The organism is Microbacterium sp. Root166, assembly GCF_001427145.1.
Classification (GTDB): Bacteria; Actinomycetota; Actinomycetes; order Actinomycetales; family Microbacteriaceae; genus Microbacterium.
The window spans coordinates 1,125,324-1,148,510 of record NZ_LMGL01000001.1; the positions used below are offsets into that span (position 1 = coordinate 1,125,324).

Here is a 23,187-nt window from a genome sequence, read left to right on the forward strand (position 1 = left end):
CGGACGTCTGTGATGCGTCGAAAGCGGCATCCTCACGGAATCCATGCGCCGGCCGCCGGTGAGGTCAGTCCGCGGCGGGACCACCGAGGAACTCGCGCGCGGCGACGACGAAGTTCGCGACGCCGTTGTCGAGCGTCGGCTGCAGCACCGGGGCGAAGAACGGCGAGTGATTGGTGGGGATGTCGCGCTCGACCGTTCCGGCCGCGGTCGCGGCCGCGAACTTCTCCTTGTCGACGCCGCCCCAGAACCAGAAGACCAGCGGCGCACCGGAGTCGCGGGCGAACCACGAGACGTCCTCGCTGCCGGTGAACATGCCCGGGTCGACCACGGTGCCGTCGCCGAAGGCGGAGTCGAAGGCTAGGCGCAGGCGCGCCGTCGCGTCGACGTCGTTGATCGTCGGGGGCAGGGAGTGATCGATCTCGATCACGGGCTCTTCCTCGGCTCCGGATGCCTGGGCCTCGGCGCGGACGACGCGCTCGACCTTCTCGAGCACGCGGGCCCGTGCCTCGTCGTCGGGGTAGCGCAGGCTGAGCTCGAGCCGGGCCTCTGCCGGGATGATGTTGTTCTTGAGCCCGGCGTGGATCGAGCCCACGGTGACCACGGCGACGTCGCGGGGGTCCACCTCGCGCGAGACGATCGTCTGCAGGCGCATCACGGTCGCCGCGGCCATCACGACGGGGTCGATGGTCGAGTGCGGGCGCGACCCGTGGCCGCCGCGGCCGAGGAGGGTCACCGTGAGGCCGTCGGACGCCGCCATCTGGGTGCCGCTGCGCACGCCGATGGTGCCGGCGGGCAGGGGGGTGACGTGCTGGCCCAGCACGATGTCGGGCTTCGGGAAGCGGTCGAGCACGCCGTCTGCGATCATCGCCTGCGAGCCGGCGCCGTACTCCTCGGCGGGCTGGAACACGGCGACGATCGTGCCGCTCCACTCGTCCTTCGTTGCGACCAGCTGCTCGAGCGCTCCCAGCAGCGCGGCGACGTGCATGTCGTGGCCGCAGGCGTGCATGACGGGCACCTCGGTGCCCGAGGGGTCGGTGCCGCGTGCCGTGCTCGCGTAGGCCAGGCCGGTCTGCTCGGGAACGGGGAGCGCGTCCATGTCGGCGCGCAGCCACACGACGGGCCCTTCGCCGTTGCGGAGGATGCCGGCGACTCCGGTGCGGCCGATGCCCTCTTCGAAGTCGATGCCCAGATCGGCCAGATGCTTCGTGACGACTCCGGCGGTCCGCGTCTCCTGGAAAGACAGTTCCGGATGCCGGTGCAGGTCGATGTACAGCGCCTCGAGGTCGATCGTCATGCGGACGAGCCTATCCGGGCGCGTCAGCCCGGCAGGCGCGCGGTCGACCCGCGAACGATGAGCTCGTACGGCAGGTCGCCCGGCTGGTGCACCGGCACGGCGGCCCCGTTCGCCTCGAGCTCGGCGAGGATGGCGTCGGCCGCGCGCTCGCCCTGTCCCAGCGGGAACTGGTCCACGGTGGTGAGGCGGAAGAACTCGCCCAGCTCGTGCCCGTCGATGCCGACGACCGAGAGGTCTTCAGGCACCCGGTAGCCGAGCTCGCGAGCGGCCAGCAGCGCGCCGATCGCCATCTCGTCCGACGCGGCGAAGATCGCGGTCGGCCGGCCACCGGGCTTGCCGAGCAGCTGCTTGGCGGCGCGGAACCCGCCTTCGATCGTGAAGTCGGCGGGCTCGAACAGCGAGGGCTTCACCGGGATGCCGGCATCGGCCAGCGCCTGCTCGAAGCCCTGACGACGATGCGTGGGGATGTGGAAGTCGATGTCGAACTCGGGGCTCGCGCCGATGTGCGCGATGTCGCGGTGGCCCAGGGCGAGCAGGTGCTCCGTCGCCAGGCGCGCGACCGCGACGTCGTCGACGGTCAGTGTCGTGAGCCGTGGGTTGGGCCCGCCGATCGCGATCACCGGAAGGTCGAGGGCCATCAGCTGACCGGTCTCCTCCTCGCCCAGCTCGATCGAGATCGCGATGACGCCGTCGACGCGCTGGCGCCGCAGGAACGTCGCGAAGACGTCGCGACGCTCTGCGCGGTCGGCGGTGAGGCTGTAGAGGGTGATGTCGTACCCGCGCCGCATGAGCGCCGAGCTGATCCCGCTCAGCACGGTCGAGAAGAACCACCGGTCGAGGAACGGGACGAGCACGCCGATGTTGCGTGTGCGACCCGACGCAAGGCTGGAGGCAGAGGCAGAGACGACGTAGCCGAGGCTCTTCGCCGCAGCCTCGACCCGGGCCTTGGTGGCGCCCGAGACGTGCCCGCGTCCGCTCAGGGCGCGGGAGACGGTGGCCGTGGAGACGCCGGCCTGCCGCGCCACCTCGTCGATGCTGACCACGTCGTCCCCACTCTCTTTCCCTGATGGGGCTCCGCCCCAAACCCCCGGCTTGCTGACGCGCGCCCCTGAGGCGGGCTGAGCCCGCGACGCGGGCTTCATCCCGTCGGGCGGATCTCAGTCGTTGGCGAGCCAGACCGTCGTGTCGGCCGGGAGTTCACCGGAGGAAATAGGACCGCTCGCCGCGATCACGATACCGTCCGGCAGCGCGATCGCCGTGGCGCCGGTGTTGCCGATGACCGTCACGTCGCCGTTGCGGAACGCGACGACGTCGGTGCCGAAGCCCTCGAGCCACTCCAGTGCTCCGGCGCCGAGGCCGCGCTCGCGGCGGGCGGCGATGAGCGCGCGGTAGAGCGACAGCGTCGAGTCGTCGTCGCCGGCCTGCACGTCGCGGGCGAGGTGCGCCCACTCGGCCGGCTGCGGCAGCCAGGCGTCGCCGGTCGGGCTGAAGCCGTAGGCCGGGGCATCCGCGGTCCACGGGATCGGCACGCGGCAGCCGTCGCGACCGTACCGCTCGCCGTTCGTGCGGAACCAGGTCGGGTCCTGGCGCGCGTCGCCGGGGATGTCGATGACCTCGGGCAGGCCGAGCTCCTCGCCCTGGTAGAGGTACGCCGAGCCCGGGAGCGCCAGCATGAGGGTGGTCGCGGCGCGCGCGCGGCGCAGCCCGACCTCGGGGATGGGCTTGCCGGGGGAGTCCGGGCCGATGCCGTGTCCCTGCGGGTTCTCGGCGGTCAGCGCCAGGCGCGACGCGTGGCGGACGACGTCGTGGTTGGAGAGCACCCAGGTGCTGGGGGCGCCGACCGCGGCGTAGGCGGCGATCGACTCAGCGATCACGGCGCGCAAGGCCGGGGCATCCCATGCCGTCTCGAGGTAGGCGAAGTTGAACGCCTGGTGCATTTCGTCGGGACGCACCCACAGCGCCGTCTTCTCGGGGGTCGGCATCCAGGCCTCGGCGCACAGTGCGCGGTCGCCCTCGTACTCGGCCATCAGGAGGTGCCAGTCGCGGTAGACCTCGTGCACGCCGTCCTGGCCCCAGTACGGGACGTCCGCCTCTTCGCCGCCCATCGAGCCGGCGTCGGGGTCGGGCGTGTAGTCGGGCAGGCCCGCGGCCTTGACGAGGCCGTGCGCCACATCCACACGGAACCCGTCGACGCCGCGGTCGAGCCAGAAGCGCAGGATGCGACGGAACTCCTCGCGGACCTCGTCGTTGGACCAGTCGAAGTCGGGCTGCGACGAGTCGAACAGGTGCAGGTACCACTGGCCGGGCGTGCCGTCGGCCTCTACGACGCGCGTCCAGGCCGGACCGCCGAAGACGGACTCCCAGTTGTTCGGGGGCACCTCGCCCTCGACGCCCTTGCCGTCGCGGAACATGTAGCGCGCGCGCTCACGGCTGCCGGGAGCCGCGGCCAGCGCCTGCTGGAACCATTCGTGCTGGTCGGAGGAGTGGTTGGGGACCAGATCGACGATCACTCGGATGCCGCGCTCGTGCGCCGCGCCGAGCATGAGGTCGAAGTCGCTCAGCGTGCCGAAGAGCGGATCGACGTCGCAGTAGTCCGAGACGTCGTAGCCGGCATCCTTCTGCGGCGACCGCTGGAACGGGCTCAGCCAGATCGCGTCGATCCCGAGGTCGCGCAGGTCGTCGAGTCGCGACGTGATGCCGGGGAGGTCGCCGATGCCGTCGCCAGAGCTGTCCGCGAACGAGCGGGGGTAGATCTGGTAGATGACGGCGGTGCGCCACCACTCCGACCCCAGTGGGGCTCCGCCCCACACCCCTGGCTTGCTGTCGCGCGCCCCTGCGCGGGGGGCGGGCGCGTCGGTGCGTTCGGCGGTCTGCGGGGAAGTCATCGCAACAGGATACTGCAAGCGCTTACATTCGCAGTGCGAACAGGCTCAATGTGTTGGTGCGCTCCTTCATCGACCGACCGCCGGGGGTATCGTGAGGCGGTGTCCGAAGCCCTGGTGCGTGCCGAATCGCTGATCCGAACGATCCCCGACTACCCCGAGCCGGGCGTGATGTTCCGCGACATCACGCCTCTGCTGGCGGATGCCTCGGCCCTGCGCACCGTGATCCACGCGCTCATCGCCCCCTTCGACGGCGACTTCGACGTCGTCGCCGGTGTGGAGGCGCGCGGGTTCCTGCTCGCAGGGGCCGCGGCGATGGAGGCCGGCGCCGGCCTGGTGCCGATCCGCAAGGCGGGCAAGCTGCCCCGGCCCGCGGCATCCGTCGATTACGCCCTGGAGTACGGCACGGCGACGATCGAGGCGCACGACGACATCCGCGACGGCATGCGGGTCCTGCTGGTGGACGATGTCCTCGCGACCGGCGGCACCCTCGTCGCCGCTCGCGATCTGGTGGAGCAGCTGGGCGGCACGGTCGTCGGCACCGCCGTTCTCATGGAGCTCGAGGCGCTCGGCGGGCGTGAGGTCGTCGGCGAGGTGCACGCCGTCTTCACGGCCTGATCCGATGCTCCCCAGCCGCACTTCGTTGCGGTGGCCGCAGTTCGAACCACGGCGGATGCCGCGCACTGCGGCGGACCAGCGCCTGACGGAAGAAGCCGGGCCGCATCCCGAAGGACACGGCCCGGCTGCGGGTGGGTGCGGCCGGAGGATCCCGCCATGGTGAAGAACCGGCCGCACCTGCCGGGATCGCGGCTACGGGACCGCGATGGCCTGCTCGATGTCGGCGATCACCGCCTCCACCGCGCGCAGGAGCACGGCGCGGGCATCGAGGTTCTCGACGCGCTCCGGGATCTGCGTCCGGACGAATCGCAGCTCTGTGAGCGCCTTCGCGGTGTCGCCCGCCGCATACGCCGCGGCTGCGCGGTCCAGGCGCATGCCGAGCGACACGAGCGCGCCGTTCGTCACGTCACCGGACTGACGCAGCGCCGTGAGCGCGGCATCCACATCGGCGATCGAGGTGGTGAACAGGAACCGGTCCAGATCGACGCCTCCGGTCGACGTCACGACGACCCGCCCGGTGCCCTCGGGCACCTCGATCAGCGGCGTCGACGCGAGCGACCAGTCCGCCGAGTCGACGGCGAAGGTCGCGAACGGCTCGGCCCCGGCGTCGCCCCAGTGCAGCGACACCTCGCCCTCGCCCGCCGCCCGCAGCTCGACCCCGGTGATGCCGCCGAACTCGACCGGCTCGTACGCGAGCCACTCGCCCGGTCCGAGGTCCGTCAGCTTGCGGAAGCCGGCCGCCGACTCGTCGTCCACCACGGTCGTGCCGTCCGAACGGGCGTCGGCGTGCTCCGCCTGCAGCTCCCTCGGGTTGAGCAGCGCGACATCGTCGCTGGTGAGCTCGGGAGCGACCGCGCCGCCCAGGTCGGTGTACGAGGCGCCGATCTGGCCGTAGATGTTCTCGGTCTCCCCGTGACCTGCCTCGAGAGACGTCTCGACCACGGCGGTGCAGCCCGATCCCGTGAACAGCGGGTGGGTGTGGGTGTTGTCGTGGCCCAGGCCATAGCTCCACAGCACGCGGCTGCAGTCGATGACCTCGTCCTCGGCATCCGTCACCTTCACCTCGAACTGGACGCGGTCGCCCCAGTCGACGAACGAGCCGTCGACCGGTGTGACGATCTCGATCACCGGAGCGGTGTTGCCCACCGTGATCGTCACCGACGCGAGGCTGACCCGGCCGGATGAGTCCGTCACCTGCACGCGGGCGGCGTACTGGCCCTCTTCGGTGTAGGTGTGCGACGTCGTCGCCGGGCCCGGGGTGAAGGTGCCGTCACCCTCGACATCCCATGCGAAGCTCAGCGCGAGCCCGTCGGGGTGCTTCGAGCCCGAGGCGTCGAACTCCACCGCGAGCGGAGCCTGGCCCGAGGTGACCGAGGCCTGCAGGTCGACGCGCGGGCCCTTGGTTCCCTCGACGTAGTCCACCCGGTACAGGCCCGAGTCGGGGTTGGGCCGGAAGAACCCGTCGCCGTAGTCCAAGACGTACAGCGAGCCGTCCGGACCGAACTCGATGTCGATCGGATTGTCCCAGATCGGCATGCCGGCCGCGGTGAGCGCCGCGTTGGGCAGGAAGTCCTGGATGCGCGTGACCGGTCCGTCGGCCGTGTCCTGGGTGAAGGCGAAGATCCGGTCGCGCGAGAACTCGGCCATGAAGGCCTTGCCGTCCCAGTACGCCGGGAACTTCGTCGTGGCGGGGTTCTCCTCGTCGTAGCGATACGTCGGACCGCCCATCGGTCCTTGACCGCCTGAGCCGAACTCGGGCCACGGCTGATGCGTCGGCTGGTCGCCGTAGTAGAGCTGCGGCGCGGTCGCGCTCGGAAGCGTGGACAGTCCGGTGTTGTACGGGCTGTTGTTCACGAGCGTGCCGTTGCAGTCGTACCAGGCGCCGGGAACGAGCAGCTCGTAGTCCCAGTCGTTGTAGTTCGCGTTCGGGCCGTGGCAGAAAGGCCAGCCGCCGTTGATCGGAACCGTCGTGGATTGCCATTCGACGTAGCCCATCGGGCCGCGCTCGGGGTTGGCCGTGCCTGCATCGGGACCGTAGTCGCCCCACGTGATGGCGCCCGTGACCGGATCGGCGTCGATGCGGAACGGGTTGCGCAGGCCCATCGCGAAGATCTCCGCCCGCGCGCCGGCCGTGCCGGGCGCGAAGAGGTTGCCCGAGGGGATCGTGTACGAGCCGTCGTCCTGCACGTCGATCCGCAGGATCTTGCCGCGCAGGTCGTTGCTGTTGCCGGCGCCGCGACGTGAGTCGAGGCCGGGGTTGTAGCCCACCCGGTCGTTCATCGGGGCCATGCCGTTCGCGCCGGGCGTGCCGGCGGGCGTGTTGTCGCCGGTGGCGAGCAGGAGGTTGCCGTCCTTGTCGAACGCGACGTCACCGGCGACGTGGCAGCACTGACCGCGCTGCACCTCGACCCGGATGATGTCCTGCTGGGTCGACAGGTCGAGCGAGTTCGTCGCGTCGTTCCAGGTGAAGCGGCTGAGCTGGTTGTAGCCCTTCCACTGCTCCCAGTACGACGCGTCCGCGCCGGCCGGAAGCGTGTTGGGCGCCGAGCCGGTCGCCGTCGTCGTCGGGTACGGCGCCACCATCACGCGGGGCGCGTAGTAGAGGTACACCCACTTGTTCGTGGCGAAGTCGGGGTCGAGGGTGACGGTCTGCAGACCGTCCTCGGAGTTCGCGTAGACGTCGATCGTGTTGACGATCGACGTCGTGCCCTGGGCCGGATCGGTCAGCCGCACCTGCCCGTTACGGGTGGTGTGCAGCACGCGCGAGTCGGGGAGGACCGCGAGGTCGATGGGCTCGCCGACGTCGCGGGAGAGGGTCACACGCTCGTAGTTGGCCCACGTGGTGGCCGAGATCTCGTCGCCGTGGTCGTGGCCGGGATGAGCCGCCGCGGGGAGGGCGATTGTGAGGGATGCCGCGACGAGAAGTCCCGTCGCGAGTGCCACGAGGCGTGGCGGCGCTGCGTTGCGCATGTAGTGCTCCAGTCGGATGAGTGGCGGGATCCGTTTTGCTGGAGTGCGTCTTGCGATGGCTGCGGGTGTGGAAGGCGGACGGGATCGAGGGGTGAGGAGGGGGGCGGTTGGACCCGGTTGTTCGGCGCCCCCCTCCGGTACGGGAGCGGCTAGCCGCGGAGCGAGGCCATGTGCTGGTACGACGAGGCCGCGTTCTCGAGCGACATCGAGGGCGATGCCGTCGGGACCGTGGCGGCGTTGTCCTGCTCGTACATCGAGTTGTGCGACCCCTTGGCGCCGATGCGCTGGAAGAACGTCGTGTAGTCGATGCTGCCCTGGCCGAACGGTGCGATCGTGTAGCCGGCCGGGAGGTCGGGACGCGCCGCGCCGTCCTTGGCGTGGAACAGCGGGAAGCGCTGGGTCTGCGCCGCGACCAGGCCGGCCGGGTCGAACACGTCCGCCACGACCGAGCCGTCAGGCGCGGTGAAGCTCTGGAAGCGATGCTGCGCGACGTGCGCCCAGTAGACATCCATCTCGAGGTACACGTAGTTCGGGTCGGTGTTCTCCAGGAACCACTCGAGCCGTCGCGCGCCGCTCGAACGGGTCGGCCGGCCGGTGGCATCCAGCGGTCCGCTGTCGAGCAGGAAGCTGTACGCCGCATCGTGGTTGTGCGTGTAGAGCTTCAGCCCGTGGGTCGCCGCGCGCTGCCCGAAGAAGTTCCAGCGTTCCGCCGCGGCCTGCCAGTCGGTCAGGTACGCGCTGGAAGTCGGGTCGTTGCCCGTGCCGATGTGGCCGAATCCGAGGATGTTGGCGATCTCGCACTGCGCATCGAACTGCGCGATCGTCGCGTCGCTGATCGTGGACGGGATCTGGCCGTGGTTGCCCTCGCCCTCCAGCCCGAAGTCGTCGAGCCAGGTGCGCAGCAGCTGCGCTCCTGCGACGTTGTTGACGTTGCCACCCTCGGAACTGACGTTCTGGCCGTAACCGGCGAACTCGATCTGCTTGTAGCCGATGTCTGCGAGCTGCTTGAGCACCGCCTTGAAGCCCGACGGCAGCGGCGTGCTGTTGGGGTCACGGCTGATCGCGTCGCGCACGGTGTACAGGATGATGCCGCGCTTGCCCGGGGGCACCAGCACGCCGTTTCCGCCGCCCTTCGATGCGGCGAGCCCGGCTGCGGCAGCGCCCGAGTGGGCGTGCGCATGACCGGTGCCGAGGCCGAACATGGCGGCAGCCGCCATGCCGGTCGTGGCAGCGAGAAGCTGCCGTCTGCTGAGGCCGAGCTTGCGTCCGAGGACGCGAGCGTCCTCCTCCGCCTGGTGAGTGACGTCGTCCATGGTGCTCCCTTGCACGGATCGGTTCCCGGAAAGTGCGCTGGAAAAGAGCGAACACTTTTCTCGGACCATAGGGCATTTGTCCGAGGAGGGTCAACCAAAACTTAATTGCTTCTCATGCAACTTTCATCAACAATCGTCAAAAGTATCCGACACCCCTTGTGCCGACTGGGATCGCGGCACGAACTCAGCCGCCGAGCACGACGTTCGCCGGCGGCTCTCCGGCCGCCATGCGCTCGATCTGGGCCCGCACCAGGCGCGTGATACGCGGTGTCATGGCCGTCGACGCCCCTCCGACGTGCGGTGCGACGAGCACACCATGCAGGGACCAGAGCGGATGCCCCGGCGGCAGCGGCTCGGGATCGACCACGTCCAGCGCGGCCCGGAGCCGGCCACGACGCACGTGCTCCACGAGCGCATCGGTGTCGACGAGCGACCCGCGCCCGACGTTGACGACGAGCGCGCCGTCCGGCAGTGCGCCGAGGAATGCGTCGTCGACGATGCCGCGGGTCTGCTCGCCGCCCGGAAGCGTCAGCACGACGATCTCGGCATCGCCGAGCAGGCCGGGCAGCTCGTCGACGCCGTGCACCGGCACCCCGTCCTCCGTGCGTGCGCGATGCGCGACCACCGTGAGGTGCACCTCGAACGGGGCCAGGCGTGCGGCGATCGCCTTGCCCACCCCGCCGTAGCCCAGCAGCAGAACGCGTCGATCGGCGAGGCTCGTCGCGAACACCGGGTCCCATATGCCGGAAGCGGTATCGATCGCGAACTTGTCGATCCTGCGCTGGGCGGCGATCATCAGCCCGACGGCGAGCTCCGCCGTCGAGGTCTCGTGGACGCTTGCCGCGTTGGCGAACATCACGCCGTCCGGCAGCAGCTCTTCGACGCCTTCATACCCGATGGACTGGCTCTGGACGAGGCGGACCGCCACGCCCTCCAGCTGCTCCAGCACCGTCGCCATCTTCATGTAGGGCGGGACGACGAGATCCAGCCGATCACGCGGCGCGGGTCCTTCCATCGACCACACGACGAGCTCGACGCCGTCGGGCAGCCGGCCGAGATCAGCGGCGAGCCGCTCGGTCGGCACACTCACGACAAGGGACGGGATGCCTTCACTCACGCATCCACGCTAGCGGCGCGCTGTGATGACGGGGTCGAAACGCAGCGCTACGCTCGCGATCAGCGGCGGCATCGGCAGGTCCGCCCGACGAAGGAGACGAAGATGGTCCCTGAGATCAACTACTGGGCCGTGCTGATCGCCACGCTCTCGACGATGATCGTCGGCTCCGTCTGGTACGCGCCGAAGGTCTTCGGCACGCGCTGGGCGAAACTGGCGAACGTCGACATGAATCGCGACCAGACCTCTCTCCAGGCCTGGATGCCGATCATCGTCACGGTGTTCGTCAGCTTCGTGTCGGCATGGGTGCTGGCGGGGGCGACCTCGATCGCGTGGCACTTCTACGGCGGCGGCTACCTGCTCGCCTCGCTGGGCACGGCGATCATCCTGTGGGCCGGCTTCACCGCGGCGCGGTTCATCACCCACGACCAGTTCGAGGGGCGGCCGACGTCGCTCACCGTGATGAACATCGCGCACGAACTGGTCACGTTCGTGGTGATGGGCATCATCATCGGAGTCTGGCCCCCGGCCGGCACCGTCTGACGACGGGGCTCAGGCCGCGGCTGCCACCACCGCGGCGATGGCCGAGGTGAAGAACGGCAGGCCGTCGACGCCCGAGCGCATCGCGGCACTCGTGTCGGGGCCGAAGCCGGGCTCGACCGCGTGCTCGGGGTGGGGCATGAGGCCCACGACGTTCCCGCGCTCGTTGACGAGGCCGGCGATGTCGCGGAGCGAGCCGTTGGGGTTCACGCCGACGTAGCGGAAGGCCACGAGGTTCTCGCCCTCGAGGCGGTCCAGTTCGGCCTCGGAGGCGATGTAGCCGCCGTCGGCGTTCTTGAGCGGGATCGTGATCTCCTGGCCGGCGGAGAAGTCGCTCGTCCAGGCGGTGTCGTTGTTCTCGACACGCAGGCGCTGGTCGCGGCGGATGAACTGCTGGTGCGCGTTGCGGATCAGGCCGCCGGGCAGCAGGTGGGCCTCGACGAGCATCTGGAAGCCGTTGCAGATGCCGAGGATCGGCATTCCCTTGGCGGCGGCATCCTTCACCTCGGCCATGATCGGCGCGAGTGCGGCGATGGCGCCGGCACGCAGGTAGTCGCCGTAGCTGAAGCCACCCGGCAGCACGAGGGCGTCCACACCCTCGAGGTCGTGCGAGCCGTGCCAGAGTGCGACGGGCTCGCCGCCGGCGACGGCGATCGCGCGCTGCGCGTCGCGGTCATCGAGCGAGCCGGGGAAGGTGATGACCCCGATGCGAGCGGTCATTCGACCACCTCGACGCCCACCACATCCTCGATCACGGAGTTGGAGAGGATCTCGTCCGCGACGCGGCGGGCGGTCGCGAGCAGCTCGTCATCGACCTCGCCCTCGACGGTGAGCTCGAAGCGCTTTCCGATGCGCACGGACGTGAAGGCGTCCTGACCCAGACGCGCGAGTGCGCCGGAGACGGCCTTCCCCTGGGGGTCCAGCAGCTCGGCCTTGGGCATGACGTCGACGACGATGGTGGGCATTGAAGAGCTCCGGATGTCGCGGGAAGGGATCCTCCCCAGTCTACGGGCCGCGGCATCCCCGTTCGTCCGGTTGTTCTGGATGTGTCGTGACGCAACCGTGACACATTCGTGGGAGCGCTCCCTTGACATTCGTGGGAGCGATCCCATAGCGTTGCCCGCAGTCCGATGGGACCGCTCCCACGGCATAGCCGCCGAAGGATGAATCCCGACCACGGCTGCACCTGCAACACATCTGTACTTGACCAAACACAAAGGAGTGACAGTGAACTCACGTGCCTTCCGACGGAGCGCCGTGGCCGTAGCCGCGTTCTCGGCTTCCGCGATCGTCCTCGCCGGCTGCGCCGGTGGCGGCGAGACCCCGCCCGCCGACAGCGACGAGCCCATCACGCTCACCATCGCCACGTTCAACGACTTCGGCTACACCGATGAACTCCTCCAGGAGTACATGGACGAGAACCCGAACATCACCGTTGAGCACACCCGTGCCGCCGAGTCCGGCGACGCCCGCGCGAACTACTTCGCCAAGCTCGGCAAGGGCGGCCTCGCCGACATCGAGGGCGTCGAGATCGACTGGTTCGCCGAGGCGATGCAGTACTCCGACCTGCTCGCCGAGGCGCCCGACAGTGTGAAGGGCCGCTGGCTCGACTGGAAGGAAGCCGCTGCGACCGACGCAGACGGCCGTCTCGTCGGCTTCGGCACGGACATCGGACCGCAGGGCATCTGCTACCGCGCCGACCTGTTCGCGGCGGCGGGCCTGCCCACCGACCCCGAGGGCGTCGCAGAGCTGTTCAACGGCGACTGGGAGGCCTTCCTCGACGTCGCGGATGAGTACAAGGCCGCGACCGGCAAGCCGATGATCGACTCGGCCAACTCCGTGCTCCAGGGCATCATGAACCAGCTGGAGTACACCTACACCGAGGAAGACGGCGCGGTCATCGCGACCGAGAACCCCGAGGTCGCGAACGCGTACAACCTCGTCGCCGAGCGCGCGGTGCCCAACTCGGCATACGCCGGTCAGTGGTCCGACGACTGGTTCGCCTCGATGGCCGGCGGCGAGTTCGCCACGATGCTGTGCCCCGGCTGGATGCTGGGCATCATCGAGGGCAACGCGCCCGACACCGCCGACTGGAACATCGCCGATGTGTTCCCCAACGGCGGCGGCAACTGGGGCGGGTCGTACCTGACCGTTCCGGCAGACGGCGAGAACGTCGAGGCTGCGCTGCAGCTCGCCGACTGGCTCACCGCTCCCGAGCAGCAGATGAAGGCGTTCGCCAACGCGGGCACCTTCCCGAGCCAGACGGAGGCCCTCGAAAGCCCGGAGCTCGCCGACGCCACCAACGCGTACTTCCAGGACGCACCGGTGGGTCAGATCCTGACCACGCGCGCGGAGGCCGTCACGGTGGCCCCGTACAAGGACGCGAGCTACTTCCAGTACCACCAGGCGCTGCAGGACGCAGTCACGCGAGTGTTCGACGGTCTGGAGAACCAGGAGGCCTCGTGGAACACGTGGGTCGCCGAGGTCGAAGCGTTCTGATCTGCTCCGTCTGATCGCCATGGCCGCTCGCCCGGCCGTGGTCTGACAGGAGGAGGTGTGCGCGGGCCGCTCGCCGGCCCGCGCACACTCTCCTCACCCCCTCCTGAAAACAGTCGACATCGATTCGGAGTCACCGGTGACCACGACCGCAACCCGCCACACGGCATCCGGGCCGGCCGGCCAGCCGTCTCCAGACCGCGCCCCGCGCGTGCTCTCCTTCTCTCAGAAGCTGAGCAAGTGGGACCTCAAGGTCTCGCCCTTCCTCTACATCTCGCCGTTCTTCATCATGTTCGCGATCGTGGGTCTCTTCCCCATCGCGTACACGGCCGTCATCTCCTTCATGGACTGGGACCTCGTCCGCAACTCCGGCGAGTTCATCGGGTTCGACCAGTACATCTGGATCCTTCAGAACCCGCAGTTCTGGACGGCCCTGCGAAACACCTTCAGCATCTTCCTGCTGTCGACGGTGCCGCAGCTGATCCTGGCGCTCTTCATCGCCGCGATGCTCGACAAGAACATCCGCGCCAAGACGTTCTGGCGCACGAGCGTGCTGCTCCCGTACGTGATGGCGCCCGTTGCCGTCGCCCTGATCTTCAGCAACATGTTCGGCGACAACCACGGTCTCGTGAACAACATCCTCACCGACATCGGTCTGCAGCCGATCCCGTGGCACAAGGACCCGTTCTGGAGTCACGTCGCCATCGCCACGATGGTCAATTTCCGCTGGGTCGGCTACAACGCCCTGATCCTCCTGGCCGCCATGCAGGCCGTGCCACGCGAGTACTACGAGGCCGCCACCGTCGACGGTGCCAACACGTGGCGCCAGTTCACGGCCATCACGATGCCGTCGCTGCGGCCGACGCTGATCTTCGTCATCATCACCTCGACGATCGGCGGTCTGCAGATCTTCGACGAGCCGAGTCAGTTCGACAACACCGGTCAGGGTGGTGCGGCCCAGCAGTGGCTCACCGTCACGCTGTTCCTCTACAACATCGGCTGGCGGGAGTGGAACTTCGGACGTGCGGCAGCGCTCGCCTGGATCCTGTTCATCATCATTCTCGTGATCGGCCTCATCAATCTGATGATCACGCGTCGTCTCGTCCGCGACGAAGGCGGCAGAGGCGTCCTCGTGCGCCGCAAGAAGGGATCCCGCCGATGAGCACCACGCCTCCCATCGCGATGGTCGAACAACCCGTCGCCACCGCCGAGCTCGGTGGCGGGCGCCGCTTCAGGACGGTCAAGATCCGCGGCTTCCGCGCCGGTTTCTGGACCTACGCCGGACTCGCGCTCGTCGTCGCCTCTGCAGTCTTCCCGTACTACTGGTCGTTCCTGATCGGCTCCGGGGACTCGACGACCATCAGCGACCCCAACATGTCGTGGATCCCGGGCGGGAACTTCATCGCGAACGCTCTCTCGGTCGTCAACGACCCCGCGGTGAACTTCTGGCCGGCGCTGTGGAACTCGATCTACAGCTCGACGCTGATCGCGGCATCCGTCGTCGTCACCTCCACCCTCGCGGGGTGGGCGTTCGCGAAGCTGCGGTTCAAGGGCAGCAAGGCCCTCCTCATCTTCGTCGTCGCGACCATGGCGGTGCCGATGCAGCTCGGCGTGGTGCCGCTGTACATCCTGTTCGCCGACCTCGGCTGGACCGGGCAGGTCGGCGCGATCATCGTTCCCGCCCTGACGAGCGCGTTCGGGGTGTTCTGGATGACGCAGTATCTGCAGCAGACGGTTCCCGACGAGCTGATCGAGGCCGCGCGCGTCGACGGGGCCACGATGCTCCGGACCTTCTGGACCGTCGCCGTGCCGGCCGCGCGTCCCGCGGCGGCCATGCTCTTCCTGTTCACCTTCGTCGGTGCGTGGAACAACTTCTTCTGGCCGTTCATCGTGCTCGATCGACGCGAACCGACCCTTCCGGTCGCGCTCTCGCTTCTGCAGTCGAACTACTTCGTCGACTACTCGATCGTCCTCGCAGGCGTGCTGCTCGCGACGATCCCGCTCCTGATCCTGTTCGCCTTCGCCGGCAAGCAGCTGGTCAGCGGCATCATGGCCGGCGCTGTCAAGGGCTGATCGCCCTGCGCCTCCTGCTCGTACCCTTTCCTGACCCCCGATCCCAGAGAGGACGCCGTCCGCATGACTGCGAACCCTGAGCGCGCCTTCCCGTCGAACTTCCTCTTCGGTGCGGCCACTGCCGCCTACCAGATCGAGGGCGCCGCCCACGAGGACGGTCGCCGCGACTCGATCTGGGACGCCTTCAGCCGTGTGCCCGGTGCGGTCATCAACGCCGACAACGGCGACGTGGCCTGCGACCACTACCACCGCTACGCCGACGACGTCGCCCTGATGAAGTCCATGGGCCTGCAGACCTACCGCTTCTCGACGTCGTGGTCGCGCGTCCGGCCCGACGGCGGCGCGCTCAACCCGAAGGGCGTCGACTTCTACAAGCGGCTGGCAGACGAATTGCTGGATGCCGGCATCCTTCCGTGGCTGACCCTGTACCACTGGGACCTTCCCCAGGCGCTGCAGGAGCGCGGTGGCTGGGCCAACCGCGAAACGGCTGACCTGTTCACCGAGTACGCGCTCGACATGCACGATGCGCTCGGCGACCGGGTGAACGTGTGGACGACGCTCAACGAGCCCTGGTGCTCGTCGTTCCTGAGCTACACCGCGGGCGCGCACGCGCCGGGCCACCAGAGCGTCGAGGAGGGCGTGCTCGCCGCGCACCACCTGATGCTCGGGCACGGCCAGGCCGTCCGCGAACTCCGGGCGCGCGACTCGTCGCTCAACCTCGGAATCACGCTGAACCTCACCGTCGCCGATCCGGTCGACGAGAACGACCCGGCCGACCTCGACGCCGCCCGGCGCATCGATGGCCAGTTCAACCGCTGGTTCCTCGACCCGATCTTCCGCGGCGAGTACCCCGCCGACGTGGTCGAGGACATCCGCGCCGTCGATCCCGCGGCGATCGCCGCGCTCGAGGAGGCGATCCGCCCGGGCGACCTCGAGGCGATGTCGGTGCACATCGACACCCTCGGCGTGAACTACTACCACGGCGAGCTCGTGGGCGGCCACGCTCCTGCGATCGCGCCGATCGGCGGCGACGCGCCGACCGACCGGGCGACGAGTTCGCCGTTCCCATCGCACGAGGGCATCCACTGGCACGACCGCGGCCTGCCGCGCACCCCGATGAACTGGGAGGTGCAGCCCGAGGGGCTCACGCGGCTCCTGGGTCGCGTGTGGGACGAGTTCGCCCAGCCCGCCGGGACGGTTCTCTACGTCACCGAGAACGGTGCCGCTTACGACGACGAGCGCGTGGTGGAGGACGGCGAGGTGCGCGTGCACGACGCCGACCGGGTGGACTTCGTGCGCTCCCACCTCGGCGCGATCCTCGACGCGGTCGAGGCCGGCGTCGACGTGCGGGGATACTTCTACTGGTCGCTGCTGGACAATTACGAGTGGGCGTGGGGGTACGAGAAGCGGTTCGGCATCGTCCGCGTCGACTACGACACCCAACTGCGCACGGTCAAGGACAGCGGTCGCGAGTACAGCCGGATCATCGGCGCACGGTCGCTGGAACGCGACACGGTCGCCGCGGGGTCGTAGCATCCCGTTAGGAGAGGGCAGGGTCATGACGACGGACGTGGTGCGGGGATCGGTCACGATCGAGGAGGTCGCCGCCGCGGCGGGCGTCTCCAGGTCGACGGTGTCGCGCGTCGTCAACGGCTCGACCGCGGTCAGCGCGGAGGCTCTCGAGGCCGTCAAGCGGGCGATCGCCGATCTCAACTACGTTCCCAATCGCGCGGCGCGCTCGCTCGCGAGCCGTCAGACCCACGCCATCGCGCTGATCGTGCCCGAGGACACCACGCGGTTCTTCGGCGATCCCTTCTTCGCCGCCATCGTGTCGGGCATCAACGCCCGGCTGAGCCGCTCGGACTACGTCCTGAACCTCTTCATCGCCAACGACGACCCGGGCGACAAGACGACGAGCTACGTCCGCAGCGGAGCGGTCGACGGCGCGATCATCGTGTCGCACCACACCAGCGACACGTTCATCGACCGCATCGCCAGCGCCGTCCCTGTCGTCTACGGCGGTCGTCCCGTGCGCGAGCGCGAGCGCGACTATTACGTCGATGTCGACAACGTGCGCGGCGGGCACGACGCCACCACGTACCTGATCGAGCGCGGCCACCGGCGCATCGCGATGATCACCGGCCCGCTGACGATGCCGGCGGGCGTCGACCGTCTGCAGGGCTATCGCGATGCGCTGACGGCGTGGGAGCTGCCCGAGGGTCCGGTCGAGGACGGCAACTTCACGGCGGCCGGCGGCGCCGACGCGATGCGCCGCATCCTCGAGTCGGGGGAGCGTCCCGACGCCGTCTTCATCGCCAGCGATCTGATGGCTCGCGGTGCGCTGACCGTGCTGGCCACCGAGGGCCTGCGCGTGCCCGAGGACATCGCGGTCATGGGATTCGACGACTCGCCGGTGGCCACATCGGTCACGCCCACGCTGACCACGATGCGCCAGCCGTCGTTCGCCCAGGGCGAGCGCATGGCCACCGTGCTGCTCGATCTGCTCGCGGGCAAGCACCCGCGCCACGTCACGATCCTCGAGACCGAGCTCGTCGTCCGCGAATCGGTCTGACCCGGCCCGACCTGCAGGGTGTCAGGCGGACGGAACCGCCGCGACGAGCAGGTTCGCCCACGGATCCTCGAACGACACCGAGCGGCCGTCGTCGCGCACTTCGACGCCGCGGTGACGCAGCCGCTCGCCGAGCTCGCCGAGGGAATCGGCCGTCGGCAGCGCGAGATCGACGCGGCCGAGCCCGAGCGCCGGCATGCGCGGCCCTGCGCCGCGCGAGTTCCAGACGTTCATGGCCATGTGGTGGTGGTAGCCGCCGGCGCTGACGAACAGCGCCTGATTGCCGAGCTCGGCGGTCGCGTCGAACCCGAGGGCGTCCACGTAGAAGGCGCGGGCGGTCGCGACATCCCCCACCGACAGATGGACGTGACCGACGGATGCCGCATCCTGCGCCGTCGCGCCGGTCGCGGCCTCCTCGGTGAGGTGCTCCGCCAGGAAGGCCCGGGGGTCGAGGAACAGCGTCGCCATCTCGACCTGCCCGTGGGTCCATGACCACTCTGTCCGCGCGCGATCCCAGTACAGCTCGATGCCGTTGCCCTCGGGGTCGGTGAAGTAGAACGCCTGGCTCACCAGGTGATCGGCGGAGCCGGTGAAGGTCCCGGGCGCGTGCCGCGCGACCGAGGCCAGGGCGGCGGCCAAGGCGGCCTGCGTCTCGAACAGGATCGCCGTGTGGAACAGGCCGGCAGAGCCCGGGCCGGCATGCCGGAGGGCGGGCTCGTGCCGCAGCACGACGATCGGGCGCCCGGCGCGCCCCAGTGTGACGGTGTCGCCGTCCGCGCTCAGGACCTGCAGGGTCACCACGTCGCGGTAATACGCGGTCATGGCGTCCAGGTCGCCCACGAGCAGCGTGACCGCACCCATCGCTGTGTCGGCGGCGAGCTTCTCATTCATGTGAATGAACAACGACCGGAGCGCCGTCGCCATTCCCTGAACGAGGACGTCAGGCCGTGGTGAGAAGCTCGAGCAGCTCGCGGTAACGGGCGGCGGTGCGCTCGACGATCTCCTGGGGGAGTGCCGGCGGCTCGCCCTGCTTGTCCCAGTTGGCGGCGAGCCAGTCGCGCACGATCTGCTTGTCGAAGCTCGCCATGCGCTCGTCCGGCGTCGTGCCCGACGCCCAGGCCGCGGCATCCCAGTACCGGGAAGAGTCGCTCGTCAGCACCTCGTCGGCGAGGGTCAGCACGCCCTCGGCGTCGACCCCGAACTCGAACTTGGTGTCCGCGAGGATCAGCCCGTGCTGCTCGGCGGTCCGCGCTGCGCGGTCGTAGATCTCGAGTGACAGGTCGCGCAGCTCGGCCGCTCGCTCGGGCCCGACGAGCTCGACGGTGCGCTCGTACGAGATGTTCTCGTCGTGCTCGCCCATCGGCGCCTTCCAGGCCGGGGTGTAGATCGGCTCGGGCAGACGGTCGCCGTTGGAGAGCCCGGCAGGCAGCGGGATGCCGCACACCGTGCCGTCGGATTGATACTCGGCCCAGCCCGAGCCCGTGAGATAGCCGCGCACCACGCACTCGACCGGCTGCATGTCGAGGCTCTTCACGACCATCGCACGGCCGGCGACCTCCGCCGGGATCAGCGACTGCAGGTCGTCGGCGGTGTTCGCCTCGCCGTCCGCCCCGAGCGTCAGCACGTGGGAGGCGACGAGATGATTCGGGATGCCGCGCCCGCCGTCGCCGCCCGCCAGGCGGTCGAACCACCACAGGCTCAGGGTCGTCAGCAGCACGCCCTTGTCGGGGATGCCGGGGGAGAGGACGTGGTCGAACGCGCTCACGCGGTCGCTCGCCACGACGAGCATGCGCTCGGCGGTGGCCGCGTCGGCCGCGTCGTCGGGGATGTACAGGTCGCGGACCTTGCCCGAGTAGACATGGCGCCAGCCGGGAAGGTCGAGGGTGCTCGTCACCCGCCCATTATCCCGGGCGCGCCGTGCGGCCGTGGACCGGGGTCAGGGCGTGATCTCGTCCACGTACGCGAACGCCTCCGCGAGCAGCGGCTCCCACCGCTCGCCAGCCGCGGCGGGCGCCAGCATCCACTCGCGCATCGCCCGCTCGCGCATCACCATGCGCTCCAGCCCGTCGATGCCGTCGAGCTCATCGACGCGAGCGGCGGGAAGCTTCACGACCATCGCGCCCCGGTGACCGACGAACGCGAACACCTTGCCGCGGACGCGCAGGCCCTCGCTGCCGAACATCGGCCCGATGTCGACGTCCGGCCGCACCAGGTATTCGGCGGCGAGCGGATCGAAGATCGCGTGCGCCTCGGCAACGGCTGCGGCATCCGTCATGACCGCCACCGTAGCGGCCCTCGCCGACATCGATAAGCCCTAGGGTCGAGTGCGACGAACACGACGGAGGGCCGCACGGCGATGACGGAGCAGAAGACGCAGGCAGCGGCATCCACTCGACCCGGCAAGGCTCCGCGCGGACCCTGGCCCGCCCTGTGGGCGCTGGTCATCGGGTTCTTCATGATCCTCGTCGACACGACGATCGTGTCGGTCGCGAACCCCGCGATCAAGGCGGCGCTCGATCCCGAGACCAACAACCTCGACAACGTCGTGTGGGTCACCTCGGCGTATCTGCTGGCCTACGCCGTGCCGCTGCTGATCACCGGGCGCCTCGGCGACCGGTTCGGGCCGAAGAACATCTACCTGATCGGCCTCGCCGTCTTCACGCTCGCCTCTCTCGCGTGCGGCCTGTCGGGCACGCTCGAGCTGCTCATCGCGTTCCGCGCGGTGCAGGGCACCGGCGCGGCGATGATGACCCCGCAGACCATGGCCGTGATCACCCGCACGTTCCCGCCGAATCAGCGCGGTGCGGCGATGGGGCTGTGGGGTGCGACCTCGGGCGTCGCGATGCTCGTCGGCCCGCTCGCCGGCGGTCTGCTCGTTGACGGCCTCGGGTGGGAGTGGATCTTCTTCATCAACATCCCGGTGGGCATCGTCGGCTTCGTGCTCGCGTGGATCCTGGTGCCCAAGCTCGAGACGCACCCCCACAAGTTCGACATCGTGGGCATGGTGCTCAGCGCCATCGCGCTGTTCCTCATCGTGTTCGGCCTGCAGGAGGGCGAGACGTACGACTGGGGCGTCGTGTGGGGTCCGATCACGGTGTGGGGCCTCATCATCTCGGGCGTGATCGTGCTCGGCCTGTTCATCTGGCAGCAGGCGAAGACCAAGAGCGAGCCCCTCGTGCCGATGGAGCTGTTCCGCGACCGCAACTTCTCGGTCGCCAACATCGGCATCGCGACCGTCGGCTTCACCGTGACGAGCATGTCGCTGCCGCTGATGTTCTTCATCCAGCTCGGCCGCGGGCTCACCCCGACCGAGGCCGCGCTGCTGCTCGTGCCGATGGCCGTCGCCGCCGGCGTGCTGTCGCCGCTCGCCGGTCGCTGGCTCGACCACACCGATCCGCGCGTGCTGCTCGTGCCCGGGCTGCTGCTGGTCGCCGGGTCGCTCGTGCTCTACTCCGTGCTGATGAACCTCGAGACGCCGATCTGGATGTTCCTGATCCCCTCGTTCATCATGGGTGTCGGCAACGCCGGCATGTGGGGTCCGCTCGCCACGACCGCGACCCGCAACCTCTCACCGCGACAGGCGGGCGCCGGCGCGGGCATCTACAACACCACGCGCACCATCGGCTCGGTGCTCGGCTCGGCCGCGATCGCGGTGTTCATGCAGAGCCGGCTCGAGGCGAACATCCCCGGCGCTGCCGATGCGGATGCCGGATTCGCCGGCGGAGCGCTGCCCCCGGCGATCGCCGAGCCGTTCTCGACCGCGATGTCGCAGGCGATCCTGCTGCCGGCGGCGGTCATGCTCGTCGGCGTCGTGGCCGTCCTGTTCCTGCGCAAGCCGGTGACGATGGCGACCACTGACTGGCAGGCCGCCGAGCACGCGGAGTAGCGGTGCGCAAGGGCCGCGTTTCGTCTCGTCGCTGCGCTCCTCGCTCAACGAGCAGGTGTGATCCGGTCGTTGAGCGAGCGGAGCGAGACGAAACGCGCCCGGCTCAGCCGGCGACGCGCGCTGCGATGTCGGTGCGGTGCTGGCCGCCCTCGAGGCCGATCTCGGCGAGGGCGCGGTAGACGCGGTCGCGCGCCTCGGCGAAGGTCGAGCCCACGGCGACGACGTTGAGCACACGGCCGCCGGTCGCGACGAGACCCTCGGCCGACTCGGCCGTGGCCGCGTGCGCGAGGTGCACGCCGTCGACGGCGGCTGCGGCATCCAATCCCGTCAGCGGGCGTCCGGTGAGCGGAGTCTGCGGGTAGCCCTCGCTCGCCACGACGACGGTCACGGCGGCCTCGTCGGCGAACCGGGGCCGCGGGTGGGATTCCAGGTTGCCGGATGCCGCCGCCAGCAGCAGCTCGGACAGCGGGTCGACGAGGCGGGGCAGCACGACCTGGGTCTCGGGGTCGCCGAAGCGCGCGTTGAACTCGATGACCTTGACGCCCGCCTCGGTCAGGATGAGTCCGGCGTACAGCAGCCCGATGAACGGCGTGCCCTCGGCGTCGAGCCGGCGGATGACCGGCTCGGCGACCTCACGGGTCACGAGGTCGACGAAGGCCTCTTCGCCGCCGAAGCCCTCGTCGAGCCAGGGGAGCGGCGAATACGCGCCCATGCCGCCGGTGTTGGGGCCGGCGTCGGCGTCGAGGAGGCGCTTGTAATCCTGCGCGGGGCTCAGGGGCAGCACGTGGTCGCCGTCGCTGAGGAAGAACAGCGAGACCTCGGGGCCGGCCAGGAACTCTTCGACGAGGACGGGTCCGAGCGGCAGGTAGGCGTCGGCGTGGGCGAGCGCCTCTGCGCGGTCCTCGGTGACGATGACGCCCTTGCCTGCGGCGAGTCCGTCGGCCTTGACGACGTACGGTGCGCCGAGGTCGTCGAGCGCGGTCTCGAGCTCGGCACGGCTGGCGGCACGCAGCGCACGGCCGGTCGGCACGTCCGCGGCATCCATGATCCGCTTCGCGAAGGCCTTGGAGCCCTCGAGCTGAGCGGCGGCCTTTCCGGGCCCGAAGACCGGGATGCCGTGCTCGCGCACCGCGTCGGCGACACCGGCGACCAGCGGAGCCTCGGGGCCGATCACGACGAGGTCGACGGCGTGGGTCTTCGCGAACATCGTGACCGCGGCGGGGTCGTTCTGGTCGAGGTCGACGACCGTGGCGTCCCGCGCGATGCCGGCGTTGCCGGGAGCGGCGAAGATCTCGTGATCGGCCTCCTCGGACCGCAGCGCGAGGATGATGGCGTGCTCGCGCGCGCCCGAGCCGAGAACCAGGATCTTCACGCCGCCCAGCCTACCGAGCCGCCCTGGGCCTGTTTCGGCGCGTACGGATCCCGGTGCCCG

General features: G+C 69.6%; 20 protein-coding genes. 8 read left to right on the top strand and 12 right to left on the bottom strand.

Annotated features, from left to right (window positions below; genetic code table 11):
• Positions 1-64: 64 nt before the first annotated feature.
• The 3 genes from ASD56_RS05125 to ASD56_RS05135 form a co-directional block, all read right to left on the bottom strand.
• Entirely contained in the window at positions 65-1,294 is a 1,230-nt protein-coding gene (locus ASD56_RS05125) for an amidohydrolase (RefSeq protein WP_055962001.1), read from the bottom strand.
• A gap of 23 nt (positions 1,295-1,317) precedes the next feature.
• Positions 1,318-2,337 carry a LacI family DNA-binding transcriptional regulator gene (locus ASD56_RS05130; protein ID WP_055962004.1) on the bottom strand — a complete coding sequence of 340 codons (1,020 nt, stop codon included), beginning with the start codon at positions 2,335-2,337 and terminating at the stop codon, positions 1,318-1,320.
• A 114-nt stretch (positions 2,338-2,451) separates the two neighbouring features.
• Complete coding sequence (locus ASD56_RS05135; RefSeq protein WP_082541258.1) at positions 2,452-4,179, bottom strand: glycoside hydrolase family 13 protein; 1,728 nt, start codon at positions 4,177-4,179, stop codon at positions 2,452-2,454.
• A gap of 48 nt (positions 4,180-4,227) precedes the next feature.
• Here ASD56_RS05135 and ASD56_RS05140 point away from each other — a divergent pair, with 48 nt between their 5' ends.
• Complete coding sequence (locus tag ASD56_RS05140) at positions 4,228-4,794, top strand: adenine phosphoribosyltransferase (RefSeq protein WP_055962007.1); 567 nt, start codon at positions 4,228-4,230, stop codon at positions 4,792-4,794.
• Positions 4,795-4,986: 192 nt separating this feature from the next.
• Here the strand turns inward: ASD56_RS05140 and ASD56_RS05145 are convergent, their stop codons facing one another.
• From ASD56_RS05145 to ASD56_RS05155, 3 genes are all read right to left on the bottom strand, one after another.
• Positions 4,987-7,764 (bottom strand): PQQ-dependent sugar dehydrogenase, encoded by a 2,778-nt coding sequence (locus tag ASD56_RS05145; protein WP_055962010.1) that lies wholly within the window; start codon positions 7,762-7,764, stop codon positions 4,987-4,989.
• Between the two features lie 149 nt (positions 7,765-7,913).
• Positions 7,914-9,077 (bottom strand): sugar phosphate isomerase/epimerase family protein, encoded by a 1,164-nt coding sequence (locus ASD56_RS05150; RefSeq protein WP_055962013.1) that lies wholly within the window; start codon positions 9,075-9,077, stop codon positions 7,914-7,916.
• Positions 9,078-9,261: 184 nt separating this feature from the next.
• On the bottom strand, positions 9,262-10,194 hold the full coding sequence (locus ASD56_RS05155; RefSeq protein ID WP_235565529.1) for a 2-hydroxyacid dehydrogenase: 933 nt from the start codon (positions 10,192-10,194) through the stop codon (positions 9,262-9,264).
• A gap of 102 nt (positions 10,195-10,296) precedes the next feature.
• Between ASD56_RS05155 and ASD56_RS05160 the strand changes: the two genes are divergently transcribed.
• Positions 10,297-10,734 (top strand): DUF1761 domain-containing protein, encoded by a 438-nt coding sequence (locus ASD56_RS05160; RefSeq protein WP_055962016.1) that lies wholly within the window; start codon positions 10,297-10,299, stop codon positions 10,732-10,734.
• A gap of 9 nt (positions 10,735-10,743) precedes the next feature.
• Here ASD56_RS05160 and purQ read toward each other — a convergent pair whose 3' ends face one another.
• Complete coding sequence (gene purQ, locus ASD56_RS05165) at positions 10,744-11,451, bottom strand: phosphoribosylformylglycinamidine synthase subunit PurQ (RefSeq protein WP_055962019.1); 708 nt, start codon at positions 11,449-11,451, stop codon at positions 10,744-10,746.
• Positions 11,448-11,696: a phosphoribosylformylglycinamidine synthase subunit PurS gene (purS, locus tag ASD56_RS05170; protein WP_055962022.1), complete on the bottom strand. Its 249-nt coding sequence runs from the start codon at positions 11,694-11,696 to the stop codon at positions 11,448-11,450. The genes purQ and purS overlap by 4 nt, the downstream gene beginning before the upstream one ends.
• Before the next feature lie 262 nt (positions 11,697-11,958).
• On the opposite strand from purS, the gene ASD56_RS05175 reads away from it, so the two are divergent.
• The 5 genes from ASD56_RS05175 (at position 11,959) to ASD56_RS05195 (ending at position 17,872) form a co-directional block, all read left to right on the top strand.
• The gene (locus ASD56_RS05175) at positions 11,959-13,230 is read left to right on the top strand and encodes an ABC transporter substrate-binding protein (RefSeq protein WP_055962025.1); all 1,272 of its coding nucleotides are present in this window, start codon (positions 11,959-11,961) and stop codon (positions 13,228-13,230) included.
• 136 nt (positions 13,231-13,366) lie between these two features.
• On the top strand, positions 13,367-14,389 hold the full coding sequence (locus tag ASD56_RS05180) for a carbohydrate ABC transporter permease (protein WP_055962028.1): 1,023 nt from the start codon (positions 13,367-13,369) through the stop codon (positions 14,387-14,389).
• The gene (locus tag ASD56_RS05185; protein WP_055962031.1) at positions 14,386-15,300 is read left to right on the top strand and encodes a carbohydrate ABC transporter permease; all 915 of its coding nucleotides are present in this window, start codon (positions 14,386-14,388) and stop codon (positions 15,298-15,300) included. The genes ASD56_RS05180 and ASD56_RS05185 overlap by 4 nt, the downstream gene beginning before the upstream one ends.
• A gap of 63 nt (positions 15,301-15,363) precedes the next feature.
• A complete protein-coding gene (locus ASD56_RS05190) occupies positions 15,364-16,833 on the top strand; it encodes a GH1 family beta-glucosidase (protein ID WP_055962033.1) in 1,470 nt (489 codons plus the stop codon).
• Between the two features lie 25 nt (positions 16,834-16,858).
• Positions 16,859-17,872, top strand: a complete 1,014-nt coding sequence (locus ASD56_RS05195; RefSeq protein WP_055962036.1) for a LacI family DNA-binding transcriptional regulator — start codon at positions 16,859-16,861, stop codon at positions 17,870-17,872.
• 21 nt (positions 17,873-17,893) lie between these two features.
• On the opposite strand, the gene ASD56_RS05200 is transcribed toward ASD56_RS05195, so the two are convergent.
• Genes ASD56_RS05200 through ASD56_RS05210 form a run of 3 tightly spaced genes read right to left on the bottom strand, consistent with a single transcriptional unit; the run spans position 17,894 to position 20,144 of the window.
• Entirely contained in the window at positions 17,894-18,760 is an 867-nt protein-coding gene (locus ASD56_RS05200; protein WP_055963703.1) for a VOC family protein, read from the bottom strand.
• A gap of 49 nt (positions 18,761-18,809) precedes the next feature.
• The gene (locus ASD56_RS05205) at positions 18,810-19,763 is read right to left on the bottom strand and encodes a phosphoribosylaminoimidazolesuccinocarboxamide synthase (RefSeq protein WP_055962039.1); all 954 of its coding nucleotides are present in this window, start codon (positions 19,761-19,763) and stop codon (positions 18,810-18,812) included.
• A gap of 42 nt (positions 19,764-19,805) precedes the next feature.
• On the bottom strand, positions 19,806-20,144 hold the full coding sequence (locus ASD56_RS05210; protein ID WP_055963706.1) for a hypothetical protein: 339 nt from the start codon (positions 20,142-20,144) through the stop codon (positions 19,806-19,808).
• 81 nt (positions 20,145-20,225) lie between these two features.
• Here ASD56_RS05210 and ASD56_RS05215 point away from each other — a divergent pair, with 81 nt between their 5' ends.
• Positions 20,226-21,755, top strand: coding sequence for a DHA2 family efflux MFS transporter permease subunit (locus ASD56_RS05215; protein WP_055962042.1), 1,530 nt, complete (start codon positions 20,226-20,228; stop codon positions 21,753-21,755).
• A gap of 103 nt (positions 21,756-21,858) precedes the next feature.
• Here ASD56_RS05215 and purD read toward each other — a convergent pair whose 3' ends face one another.
• Positions 21,859-23,127, bottom strand: coding sequence for a phosphoribosylamine--glycine ligase (gene purD / locus ASD56_RS05220; RefSeq protein WP_055962045.1), 1,269 nt, complete (start codon positions 23,125-23,127; stop codon positions 21,859-21,861).
• Positions 23,128-23,187: the final 60 nt, after the last annotated feature.